The 12,612-nt window shown below is 32.3% G+C and carries 13 protein-coding genes and 2 tRNA genes; 14 read left to right on the top strand and 1 reads right to left on the bottom strand.

The window, feature by feature from the left end; translation table 11 throughout:
• On the top strand, positions 1-2,106 hold a 2,106-nt coding region (locus JJE11_RS06370; RefSeq protein WP_291633742.1), incomplete at its 5' end, for an ATP-dependent Clp protease ATP-binding subunit.
• A 313-nt stretch (positions 2,107-2,419) separates the two neighbouring features.
• Positions 2,420-3,484, top strand: coding sequence for a DNA integrity scanning diadenylate cyclase DisA (gene disA, locus JJE11_RS06375; RefSeq protein WP_291633744.1), 1,065 nt, complete (start codon positions 2,420-2,422; stop codon positions 3,482-3,484).
• A 37-nt stretch (positions 3,485-3,521) separates the two neighbouring features.
• Here disA and JJE11_RS06380 read toward each other — a convergent pair whose 3' ends face one another.
• Entirely contained in the window at positions 3,522-3,926 is a 405-nt protein-coding gene (locus tag JJE11_RS06380) for a DUF1573 domain-containing protein (protein ID WP_291633746.1), read from the bottom strand.
• Between the two features lie 145 nt (positions 3,927-4,071).
• On the opposite strand from JJE11_RS06380, the gene JJE11_RS06385 reads away from it, so the two are divergent.
• The 12 genes from JJE11_RS06385 to JJE11_RS06440 all read left to right on the top strand — a co-directional run.
• Entirely contained in the window at positions 4,072-4,545 is a 474-nt protein-coding gene (locus JJE11_RS06385) for a CarD family transcriptional regulator (protein WP_291633748.1), read from the top strand.
• A gap of 117 nt (positions 4,546-4,662) precedes the next feature.
• Positions 4,663-5,769 carry a PIN/TRAM domain-containing protein gene (locus JJE11_RS06390; protein ID WP_291633750.1) on the top strand — a complete coding sequence of 369 codons (1,107 nt, stop codon included), beginning with the start codon at positions 4,663-4,665 and terminating at the stop codon, positions 5,767-5,769.
• A gap of 25 nt (positions 5,770-5,794) precedes the next feature.
• Positions 5,795-6,487, top strand: a complete 693-nt coding sequence (gene ispD / locus JJE11_RS06395; protein WP_291633752.1) for a 2-C-methyl-D-erythritol 4-phosphate cytidylyltransferase — start codon at positions 5,795-5,797, stop codon at positions 6,485-6,487.
• Between the two features lie 321 nt (positions 6,488-6,808).
• Positions 6,809-8,521 carry a proline--tRNA ligase gene (locus JJE11_RS06400; RefSeq protein WP_291633754.1) on the top strand — a complete coding sequence of 571 codons (1,713 nt, stop codon included), beginning with the start codon at positions 6,809-6,811 and terminating at the stop codon, positions 8,519-8,521.
• Between the two features lie 135 nt (positions 8,522-8,656).
• On the top strand, positions 8,657-9,079 hold the full coding sequence (locus JJE11_RS06405) for a ribonuclease III domain-containing protein (RefSeq protein WP_291633756.1): 423 nt from the start codon (positions 8,657-8,659) through the stop codon (positions 9,077-9,079).
• 2 nt (positions 9,080-9,081) lie between these two features.
• A complete protein-coding gene (gene thyX, locus JJE11_RS06410; RefSeq protein ID WP_291633758.1) occupies positions 9,082-9,885 on the top strand; it encodes an FAD-dependent thymidylate synthase in 804 nt (267 codons plus the stop codon).
• Positions 9,886-10,182: 297 nt separating this feature from the next.
• A complete protein-coding gene (gene rlmB, locus JJE11_RS06415) occupies positions 10,183-10,965 on the top strand; it encodes a 23S rRNA (guanosine(2251)-2'-O)-methyltransferase RlmB (protein ID WP_291633761.1) in 783 nt (260 codons plus the stop codon).
• Between the two features lie 8 nt (positions 10,966-10,973).
• The gene (locus JJE11_RS06420; protein ID WP_291633760.1) at positions 10,974-11,483 is read left to right on the top strand and encodes an NYN domain-containing protein; all 510 of its coding nucleotides are present in this window, start codon (positions 10,974-10,976) and stop codon (positions 11,481-11,483) included.
• Between the two features lie 99 nt (positions 11,484-11,582).
• Positions 11,583-12,200 carry an RNA polymerase sporulation sigma factor SigH gene (gene sigH, locus JJE11_RS06425; protein WP_291633763.1) on the top strand — a complete coding sequence of 206 codons (618 nt, stop codon included), beginning with the start codon at positions 11,583-11,585 and terminating at the stop codon, positions 12,198-12,200.
• A 70-nt stretch (positions 12,201-12,270) separates the two neighbouring features.
• A tRNA-Gly gene (locus JJE11_RS06430) sits at positions 12,271-12,345 on the top strand.
• Positions 12,346-12,354: 9 nt separating this feature from the next.
• Positions 12,355-12,430, top strand: a tRNA-Thr gene (locus JJE11_RS06435).
• Positions 12,431-12,510: 80 nt separating this feature from the next.
• Positions 12,511-12,612: GTP-binding protein (locus JJE11_RS06440; protein WP_291633765.1), on the top strand; the 102-nt coding region annotated here is incomplete at its 3' end.

Genomic DNA, 12,612 nt, shown 5'->3' on the forward strand with positions numbered 1-12,612 from the left:
GCTATGATTAGAGAAGAAGAGGGGGTTGCTTATACAATTTTAGCTAATTTAGGAGCGGATTTTAATAAACTAAGAAATGATATACTAAATAATTGGTGTTCGGAAGATACTCCAAAGGGAAGTTTATCAAAAGAAAAACAACAACATGGAACTGAAACCTTAGATCGTTTTGGTAAAGACTTAACTGAAATGGCGAGAGAGGGTAAACTTGATCCGGTAATAGGAAGAGATAATGAAACACAGAGACTTTTAGAGATTTTATGCAGAAGAATGAAGAATAATCCATGCCTTATAGGCGAACCAGGCGTAGGCAAAACAGCTATAGCAGAAGGGCTTGCTCAAAGAATAGCTTTCGGTAGTATCCCCGAAATATTAAAAGACAAAAGAGTTATAACTTTGGACATATCATCCATGGTGGCAGGTTCTAAATATAGAGGGGAATTTGAGGAAAGGCTTAAAAAGGTTATGAAAGAGATAGTAGATGCGGGAAATGTTATTATATTTATAGATGAAATTCATACTATTATTGGGGCAGGAGGAGCTGAAGGTGCTATTGATGCTTCTAATATATTAAAACCGGCACTTGCTCGTGGAGAACTTCAATGCATAGGGGCAACAACTATAGATGAATACAGAAGGCACATTGAAAAAGATTCAGCACTGGAGAGAAGGTTTCAACCTATAACTGTAGGAGAACCAAGTAAAGAGGAAGCTGTTAATATATTAAAAGGATTAAGAGATAAATATGAAGCACATCATAGAGTTAAGATTACTGATAGCGCAATAGATGCTGCGGTTAATTTATCACATAGATATATATCAGATAGATATTTACCTGATAAAGCAATAGACCTTATAGATGAAGCTGGTGCAAAAGTAAGAATTCAAAGTTTAACTGCTCCACCAAATATGAAGGATTTAGAGGATGAAATAGATAAAATTTCTAAAGAAAAAGCTGATGCTATATCAGTACAGGATTTTGAAAAGGCAGCTAAACTACGAGACACCGAAAAGCAGTTAAAGGATAAATTAGATAATTCTAAAAATAATTGGAAAACTCAAAACCAAGCAGATGAGCTTATAGTTTCAGAACTTGAAATTGCAAATGTGGTATCAAAATGGACTAATATCCCTATAGAAAAATTGACGCAAAAGGAATCAGAGCGATTACTAAAGCTTGAAGAGGCACTTCACAGGAGAGTAATAGGACAATATGAAGCAGTTAAATCCATTTCAAGGGCTGTAAGACGCGCAAGAGTAGGGTTAAAGGACCCAAAGAGACCTATAGGTTCTTTTATATTTTTAGGCCCCACTGGTGTAGGCAAAACGGAGTTGTGTAAGGCCCTTGCTGAGGCTATGTTTGGTGATGAAAATAACATGATAAGAATAGATATGTCAGAGTATATGGATAAACATACCGTTTCAAGACTTATGGGTTCCCCACCGGGCTACGTATGGTTTGATGATGGTGGTCAGCTAACAGAAAAGGTGAGAAGAAACCCTTACTGCGTTATACTTTTCGATGAAATTGAAAAAGCTCATCCAGATGTAATTAATATTTTGTTGCAAATATTAGAAGATGGTAGGCTAACAGATGGAAAAGGTAAAACAGTTGATTTCAAAAATACAGTAATTATAATGACCTCAAATGTAGGAGCATCTACTCTTAAGAAACAGAAGTCTTTAGGTTTTGATATAAAAGGAAATAACGTAAATTCGGAATATGAAAAGATGAAAGAAAATATAATGGAAGAGTTAAAACATTCATTTAAACCAGAATTCTTAAATAGAATAGATGATATTATAGTATTTCATTCACTAGAACAAGAGGACTTATATAAAATAGTAGAATTAATGCTGGAGGTAGTGAAAGACAGACTTAAAGAACTTCAAATTAATATTAGCTTTGATGAGGAAACTAAAAAATATTTAGCTAAGGCTGGATTTGATACTCCTTATGGAGCTAGACCACTTAGACGAGAAATTACTAAGGCTGTGGAAGATAGCCTTTCTGAAAAAATTCTTAAGGGGGATATTGCTAAAGGAGATAATGTAAGTGTATTTATGAAAAATAATGAATTAATATTTAAAACTTTACACATTTAATCTTGTTAATATAAAGTAAAAAGTGTATGCTTGATAGGGTGTACACTTTTAAAAAAACCACTCTCGGGTGGTTTTTTAATTTGTAGCGATTTATAAAATTTATTTTAATGTGTCTTATTTTAAAAAAATATTTTTTAAATGATATTTATATGCCATTACTGTTTAAAATATAGATATGATGATTTAACGAGATTAAAGTGGATGGCGGAATGCCTAGTTTAAATGAAAATATTAATATTATAGACACAAATTCTATAAAAGATATTATAAGTAAGATTTTTAAAAACACTATTTATTAAGTAGGGAGAAAAAAATGAGAGTAGAAAAAAGTAAGGAACTTATGAATATACTAAAAATTATGGCTCCTGGGACTTCTCTTAGAGAAGGACTTGAAAATATTTTGAGAGCTAAGACTGGTGGACTTATTGTTTTAGGAGATGGTAAGGAAATATTAGATATAGTAGATGGTGGGTTTGGAATAAATGCGGACTATAGCCCTGCATATATATATGAACTAGCAAAAATGGACGGAGCTATAGTGATAAGCAGTGATTTGAAAAAAATATTATATGCTAATACTCAACTTATGCCGAGTCCTACAATACCAACTTTTGAAACTGGAACAAGACATAGAACAGCTCAGAGAATTGCCAAACAAACAGGGTCTGTTGTTGTTGCAATATCACAAAGAAGAACTATCATAACGGTTTACAAAGAGGACATAAAATATGTTTTAAGAGATAGTGGTGTTATTTTAGCAAAGGCAACCCAAGCTATTCAGACATTAGAAAAATATGTTTCGGTTCTTGAGCGTGTAGTAAGTAATTTAAATCTTTTAGAGTTTCAAGATTTAGCTACTTTATTTGATGTGATATCAGCAATACAAAGGACCGAAATGGTTATGAGAATAGTTGCAGAAATAGAAAGGTATACATGTGAACTTGGGAATGAGGGCAGACTAATTTCAATGCAATTAAACGAGTTAATTAGAAGCGTTGAGGAGGATGGAATACTTTTAATAAGGGATTATTGTCAAAGCGGTATGAATTATAATGAAATATATAGACAAATAGAAAACATGAGTTCAGAAGAACTTATAGATTTAGATTTTATTTCTAAAATAATTGGATATATAGGTGTTCCTCTAGTAGATACTTTAATTTCACCAAGAGGATATAGGATGCTAAACAAAATACCTAGAATACCTGTAAATGTTATAGAAAATTTAGTTAAGCACTTTAGAGAATTAAAAGCTACTATGGAAGCTTCTTATGAACAACTTGATAGTGTAGAAGGTATTGGTGAAGCAAGGGCTAAAGCTATAAAAAATGGATTAAGAAGGTTAAAAGAGCAATTTATGTTAGATAAACAAATATAGCATAAAATAAGTTCTAAGTTATTTTATGCTATATTTTCTATCTCATAGTATATTTACCTAAGGTACTGATTTTGTCATACTCTTTTAAAAGAACGTCATATAAATTTAAGTCTAAAAGATTACATAAAGAAGTAATATAAAAAAGATTGTTTCCTAGTTCACTTTCTATGACTTCTCTACAGTTTTCACAAAGATTACCTTGCATGTGAGTATCAAGTGAAGCACTAAGGGTATCTAAATCCAAATCATCTATATTAGGGGGAGTATACTGCTTTTCTGCATTCACTTTAATACAACCACAATTCGTAACTGATTTTACAACAGCTCTATTAACCCTAGCCTCAGATTCTTGAAGTTTAGTAAGTATATCTAAAATACTTCTATGCCGTAATAGGGATTCATCAACAGAATTTTGAAAATTATCAAATATACAATCTTTCATTAAGTTCAACTCCTTGTAAATATTTAAATACTGTATTATCTTAATTATAAGTTTTATATTATGTTTTTGTCAATAAATTAAGTACGTATTTCACCCTATGAATATATAATAAATCAATAGGAGTTTTATTAATAGGGGGGATATTATGTTAAATATTGGTCAAAAAGTATTTATAGCAGAGTATGGTGCTGGGTATATACAGGATATAGATATCAACAAATTATCTAGCATAAAATATAAATATGTAAATATATATCTTTTATTAGATGATATGAATATTATGATTCCAATAGATAAAATTGAAAATTATAAAATAAGAAGTATTTTAAACGTAGTGGAACTAGAAGAAATCTTAAATACAATATCGAGTGATTCTGATTTTATAGAAAGTAATTGGAATAATAGATATAGAAATAACAAGAAAAAAACCCAAAGCGGAAATGCTCTAAAAATGTGTGAAGTAATTAGAGACTTGTATTGTTTAAAGAAGCAGGAGATGCTCCCACCAGGAGAGGTAAAGATTTTAGAAAGAGTAGAAGGAATGGTTGCCAGTGAAATAATGTTAGTTCTTGGACTTAATATGGAGCAAGCATTATGTAAAATAAGGAATTTAATTTAACAATTTGTTAATTGTATGACATATTTTATTGAAATGATGAAATTTATAGTATATATTAGATAACAACAGGATATAAATTCAAATATGTGTTAATAATTTAAAGGGAGGTGAAATTTTTTGTTAAAAAAAATTTTAAGAGGACTTTTTACAATCATTGGACTAATTATAGGGTACTTAATAGGAGGCATGCTTCTAAGCACAACTTATTTCGTTGAACTTAATTATTTTAAAAATGGTACAATTCAGCCAATAATATTCATTATTTTTTCTACTTTTATTTTTGGAGTTATATTATTTTTAATATCTCCTGTAATCGTATCTTATATAATGAAGTTTATGGATTACGTGGAGAGAAGCACACAAAAAATGCCAACTGCTCAAATCATTTTTGGTACTAGCGGAGCAATAATAGGCCTTATAATTGCAGCTTTAGTTGCAGGATTATTTAATTACCAATCTGCCATATGGAATATTTTCGCTGTTATTTTTACGGTTATAATGGCAGCTTTGGGAGCAGATATTTGCGCTAAGAAAACAGATGAAATATTATCTTTCTTTACAAGTATTAAAAAGAAAGATGGATTCAAAGAAAAGAAAGTCAAGGGGTTCACTAATGAAAATCCTAAAGTTCTAGATACATCGGTAATAATTGATGGTAGAATATTTGATATTTGTCAAACGGGTTTTGTTGAAGGGCCACTAGTAATACCGACTTTTGTATTAGAGGAGCTTAGGCATATTGCTGACTCGTCAGATGGGCTTAAGAGGAATAGAGGGAGAAGAGGACTGGATATATTAAACAAAATTCAAAAGGAATTAAATATTGAAGTTCAAATTTGGGAGAAAGATTTTCCGAATATTGCAGAAGTGGATAGCAAACTTTTGAAATTAGCTCAAGTTTTAAACGGTAAAGTAGTTACTAATGATTTTAATCTTAATAAGGTAGCTGAATTTCAAGGTGTTCCTGTTTTAAACATTAATGAACTTGCAAATGCAGTAAAACCAGTAGTTCTTCCAGGGGAAGAAATGAAAATCCAAGTTATGAAAGATGGAAAAGAATCGGGTCAAGGAATAGCGTATCTAGATGATGGCACAATGATAGTTGTTGAAGGTGGAAGACGGTATATTGGCGAAAATATAGTTGTTATTGTAACGTCGGTACTTCAGACGGCTGCAGGTAGGATGATTTTTGCTAAAAACAAGGATTCTTTCGTAAAAAGTTAATCATATTAAGTGAGCGAGGTTTTTTATGAGTAAAAACTGTGTAATAATTTTGGCCGCTGGTAAGGGAAGACGGATGGGCGAACATATTAATAAGCAATACCTAAATATTAATAATCATCCAATTTTGTATTATACTTTAAAAGCTTTTTCTGAAAGCAGTTATATAGACGAGATTATAGTAGTTGTTGCAGAAGGTGAAATGGATTATTGTAGAGAAGAGATAATTAAGAAATATAATTTTAAAAAGGTAAAAGATGTAATTATTGGTGGCAAAGAAAGACAACATTCGGTGCTAAATGCGCTATATGCTTTATCAAATTGCAAAATTGTACTCATTCATGATGGGGCTAGACCTTTTATAAACCAATCTATTATTAGAAATGCTGTAATTTATGCAGATTTATATGGAGCAACTGCTTGTGGAGTGAGGCCAAAGGATACTATTAAGATAAAAGATTCTTTAGGTTTTTCTTTGAAAAGTCCTGAAAGAGATATGCTTTTTTGTGTTCAAACACCACAAGCTTTTAGGTATGAGCTTATATTAGATTGTCATAAAAGAATTAATGAAGCTGGTATCAGGGTAACAGATGATACCATGGTTGTTGAGCAATATGGTAATAAGGTATATCTTTATGAAGGTAGCTACAATAATATAAAGATTACAACACCTGAGGATTTAGAGACTGGGAGACAAATATTAGAAAAGCTTAACTGTTGACACGAACACATTTAATATGTATCATTATTAGTAACTATAAAGAATATTTTATATAATTAAATATTAGGCAATGATGAAGAATAGTAGAGGCCAATTTACAGAGAGAAAATACTAGGTTGAGAGATTTTCAAAGGTTTTGAACCTGCTTTTGAGCTGTAGAAAAACTACCGGTAGTATATACCGTTAAAAAATAAGTGCAAATTTAGGTGGTACCGCGATAGAAATCGCCCTAAAATAGGGCGATTTTTTTATTTTTTGTTGTTTTATTATTTTTTTAAAAATACTATGTATCATATAAAGAACAAATTAGGAGGAATATTCATGAAATTATCAAAAATGCTGATAAGCACACTACGAGAAGTACCTGCTGAGGCAGAGATAGCAAGTCATCAATTAATGTTAAGAGCTGGGATGATAAGGAAGATGGCATCAGGTGTATATAATTATATGCCATTTGGAATTAAAGTTATAAAAAAAATTGAAGACATTGTTAGATCGGAAATGGATGCTGCAGATGCACAAGAATTTTTAGCATCAGCTTTAATTCCTTCAGAACTATGGATAGAATCGGGTAGATGGGATGTTTTTGGTCCTGAGATGTTTAGACTGAAAGATAGAAATGCAAGAGAATTTTGTTTGGGACCTACACATGAAGAAGTACTTACAGATATAGCTAGAAATGAAATTAAATCATATAAGCAATTACCATTGAATTTATATCAAATTCAAACAAAGTACAGGGACGAACGAAGACCAAGATTTGGAGTTATGAGATCAAAAGAATTCATAATGAAAGATGCCTATAGTTTTGATGCAAATAAAGAGGGATTGGATAAATCTTACAATAAAATGTATGATGCCTATAATAATATATTCATAAGATGTGGACTGGAGTGTAAGGCTGTAGAGGCTGATTCTGGAGCAATGGGCGGTTCCGGTTCGGCAGAATTTATGGTTAAATCTGAAGTGGGTGAAGATGAGGTAGTTTTTTGCACTTCATGTAGCTACGCAGCTAATATGGAGAAGGCTCCAGGCACTCCAGATATATCGGAAAAAGAGGAGCTTACTAAGCTTAATAAAATATTAACTCCAAATGTAAAAACTATAGAGGACTTAGAGAAGTTCTTTAATACCACAGCTAAAAAATTTGCTAAGACCATTATATATAAAGCTGATGGTAGAGTAGTTGCGGTTATGGTACGGGGTGACAGGCAGGTAAATGAGACTAAAATAAAAAATGAAATAGGCGGAGCTATGGAATTAGAAATGGCAGATGCAGAGACTGTAATGGCAGCAACTTCAGCAGTTGTGGGATTTGCAGGCCCAATTGGTATTGTGGCTGATATAGTATTAGTAGACGCCGAGGTAGTTAATATGTATAATTTTATAGTTGGCGCAAATGATACAGGATATCATTACGAAAATGTTAATTATGGCAGAGACTTTAAAGGTGTGGTTGGTGACTATAGAAACGTTACGGAGGGCGATAAATGTACTAAGTGTGGATCGCAGCTTACAATTGCTAGAGGTGTAGAGGTAGGTCACATATTTAAATTAGGAACTAAGTATTCAGAGTCTATGGGTGCAACATTTATTGGCCAAGATGGTAAAAATCAACCTTTAGTCATGGGGAGTTACGGTATAGGTATTAATAGAACAATGGCAGCTATTATAGAGCAGCACCACGACGAAAATGGTATAAAATGGCCGTTGTCAGTAGCTCCATATCAAGTTGTAGTAGTTCCAGTGTCTATAAAGGATGAAGAGCAGATGAGAATTGCCCAGGAAATTTACAATAACCTAAAAGAAATAGGTGCAGAGGTTCTTATGGATGATAGAAATGAAAGAGTTGGGGTTAAATTTAAGGATTTAGATTTAATTGGAATTCCAATAAGAATCACAGTAGGTAAAAAAATTTCAGAAGGTAATGTTGAGTTCAAATTGCGAAATGATGGGGAAAATCAAATAGTCGAAATATGCTCAGTTATTGATAGAGTTAAAGAAGAATTTAAGAATAATAACATAGTATTATAGATTCCATTTGAGACTTGTAGTAAACCATGGCTATAGAAATACCTATAGTCATAAAAGTTAATAGGTATATTATAAGGCATCATCAATTAACTATTATAATTGAGAGATATCTAATACACATAAAGGAGAATAAGCATGGAATTTAATATGCTAAAGGGTAAGTTTACAACGCAGCAAGTGAAACAGTTAAATCCACTAGTTCTTGCTATAGTTGGAGATGCGATATATGAGGTATTTATTAGAACCTACCTTGTAGAAAAACATAGAGATATGAATGTTCATAAAATTCATGTTAAAGCAGTTGCATATGTGAAAGCACATGCGCAAAGTGAGTATATGAAATACTTAATAGAAGATTTAGATGAAGAAGAACTCAGCATATTTAAAAGAGCAAGAAATTCAAAAAGTGGAACTATTCCTAAAAATGCAGATTTGAATGAATATAAATGGGCCACAGGCTTTGAAGCTTTAGTAGGTTTTTTATATTTAAGTGAAAAGAATGAAAGATTAAACTATATGTTTGAAAAAATTATAAACTTTGATTTGGGGGATGAGTAATTATGCTTAAGGTTAAACTAATAGAGCATACACCGAATCCTGAAAAAATTATAGCAGCTGCAGCTAAGCTTTGCTATAGCCAGGTAGGGGTTGACGAGATACTAGAAAATCTTGATGAACAAAAGAGCGAGAAGTTGTTGGATATGCTAATGACTTATGGACATCATTCGCCAATAGAACATGTGAGCTTTACTTTTGCAATTGAGGGTGTATCTAGAAGTTTAACTCATCAATTAGTGAGACACAGGGTAGCATCCTATTCTCAGCAAAGTCAGAGATATGTAAAACTTAAACAATTCGAATACATAATTCCACCGGATATTGAAAAAAATGAAGAAGCAAAAGAAATTTTTATTAAATCTATGAATCGTGTTCAAGAAGAGTATAATCAATTAGTGGAGATACTGTGTAAAAATGAATTAACCAATCTTGTAAAAGAATATTTAAGTGATAAAAAATTGAAAAATCTTGAAGAGATTGATGAAAAACAATACATAATTCTTAAGAGTAAAGCGGAAAAAAAGGCTATCGAAGATGCACGTTATGTATTTCCAAATGCTTGTGAAACTAAAATAATAGTTACTATGAATGCTAGGGAGTTAATTCATTTCTTTAATCAGAGATGTTGCACAAGGGCTCAATGGGAAATACGCCAAATGGCAAAAACAATGCTAATGCAAGTGAGAATTGTAGCGCCTGCATTGTTCAAACATGCAGGACCAAGTTGCGTTAGTGGACCATGTCCTGAAGGTGCTATGTGTTGTGGAAAGACAATGGCCATAAGAAAAGAATATGGAATGAAATAGATAAAGAGAGAGGTATTTAAAATGAGTGACAACAAAAGGTATCAGGAGAATAAAGGAAGTAGAGGAACTTCAAGTAATAGAGAAGACAAAAGTGGAATAGCGTCTAAAAGAGTTAGGACGAGCGAGACCGGTGCAAAAGGAAGTAAAGGATTTTCAAGTAGTAAATATGTTAAAAGTGGAACTTCTAGAAGGTATAGAGGTGACGAGCAGAGTGTCAAAGAAGGTAGAGGAGTTTCAAGTGACAGAGAAAATAAAAAAAATAAACAAGGTGAAGAGAATGTAATAGAAAACAAAAAAATACCTAGAAATAATAAAACCAATGAAGCAGTTGAAACTAAAATCATTAGAGAAGACTTAATTGAAGGAAGAAATGCAGTTATAGAAGTACTAAAATCAGATAGAACTATAGAATATATTCTTATTGCTAAAGGTGATATGATAGGTTCTATAAGTGTAGTATTAGCATTAGCCAAAGAAAAGGGAATTGTTACGAAAGAAGTTGACCGAAGAAAACTAGATGAAATGTCACAAACTTCATCACACCAAGGAGTTATTGCTATAGTAACACCTTATAAGTATTTTCAATTAAATGATATTTTTAAAAATGCAGAAGAAAAAGGGGAAAAACCTTTTATAATTATATTAGATGAAATTGAAGATCCACATAATTTCGGATCTATAATAAGAACTGCAGAGGTATGTGGAGCTCACGGCATAATAATACCTAAGCGGAAAAATGTAGGAGCTACACCAACAGTTTATAAAACATCAGCTGGTGCAATTGAACATATGAAAATAGTAAAAGTAACTAATATTAATGCAACCATAGAAGAAATTAAACAACGTGGAGTGTGGGTTTATGGTGCAGATATGGATGCTGAAAATTATATTTTTAATACTGATTTAACTGGTGCGGTAGCTCTAGTTATTGGAAGTGAAGGTAGAGGTATTTCTAAACTTACAAAGGAAAAATGTGATGTGCTAGTAAAAATACCCATGATTGGGAAAATAACTTCTTTAAATGCGTCGGTTGCGGGTGGTATAATAATGTATGAAATTATGAAACAAAAGATTAGATGAGGTAAAAAGTGAAAATAGTTTTTGTTGATGGGTATAATGTTATTAATAGCTGGCCAAATCTTAAAAAGACTAAAAATTCTAGTTATGAATATTCTCGTCAGCAACTTATTGACACTCTTCAAAACTACTCGGGATTTAAAGGTTATAAAGTGTTTATAGTTTTTGATGCACACATGGTTAAAGGTAGCCTAGAAAAAAAGGAAACAAACGGAAATATAGTTGTTGTTTTTACAAAAGAAGGTGAAACGGCAGATAATTACATTGAAAGAACGGTGAATAACATAGGACGAAAATCTGAGATATGTGTTGTTTCATCAGACTCTTTGGTGCAGCAGGTTACCTTTCAAAGAGGTGCCACCAGAATGTCTTCTATAGAATTCTATCATGAAGTAAATAGTATTGAAAAAAAAATTCAAACAAGGACAGAAAAGAAATATTTAGAAAAAAAGAATTGGCTTGAAGAGAGAATAGACGAAAAAACATTGGAAAAACTCGAAAAAATACGAAGGAGTCACTGAATTTTCTTGACTATAGAAATTCTTGTAAGGTATAATCATCTATATGACACTTGTTTGGCGTGGAGGGGATATTTGTTGGAGAAAATCATTAGGGCCGGTATGGATACTTATTGCTTTGAAGATAGGTTAGATGAAGAGGTAGTTATTGAGGCACAAAGTAAAAATGTTAGAGCACAAGAATACTTAATTAATAAATACAAAAATTTTGTTAAAGCCAAAGCTAAGTCATATTTTTTAATTGGAGCTGATAAAGAAGATATTTACCAAGAAGGAATGATTGGTCTGTATAAGGCTATTAGAGATTTTAAGGCAGATAGATTGTCTTCCTTTAGGGCTTTTGCAGAAATTTGCGTTACAAGGCAGATAATTACAGCAATAAAAACAGCCACACGCCAAAAACACATTCCTCTTAATACATATATCTCTTTAAATAAACCAATATATGACGAGGAATCGGACAGAACATTATTAGATGTGCTATCAGGGGCTAAAATTACTGATCCCGAAGAATTAGTTATAAGCCGAGAAGAAGTAATAAGCATTCAAAATGAAATTGGGGAAGTTTTATCAGAATTGGAGATGGAAGTGCTGATGTCCTATTTAGATGGCAAATCTTATCAAGAAATTGCATGTGATTTAGATAGGCATGCAAAGTCTATTGATAATGCACTTCAAAGAGTTAAAAGAAAATTAGAGAAATGTTTAAGTAAAAGGTGAAAATGTATTGACAAGGGAAACAAACAATAGTAAAGTTAATAACTGGTGCACTGCTATTAATTGTACCTAAGCGGGAGTAGCTCAGTGGTAGAGCACCAGCTTCCCAAGCTGGGTGTCGCGGGTTCGATACCCGTTTCCCGCTCCAAAACTAAGTGCCCATATAGCTCAGTCGGCAGAGCGTCACCTTGGTAAGGTGGAGGTCACCGGTTCAATCCCGGTTATGGGCTCCATAATTATTAAGGGTTTATAACACACCAGGATGAGTTTACTTGCACAAAAGTGTAATTATTTAAATAAGGAGGAATATAAAATGGCAAAAGCAAAATTTGAACGAACTAAACCTCATGTTAACATTGGAACAATAGGACACGTAGATCACGGCAAGACTACATTAACAGCAGCAATAACAGCA

Source organism: Clostridium sp. (assembly GCF_016650095.1).
Lineage (GTDB): Bacteria > Bacillota > Clostridia > Clostridiales > Clostridiaceae > Clostridium_AD.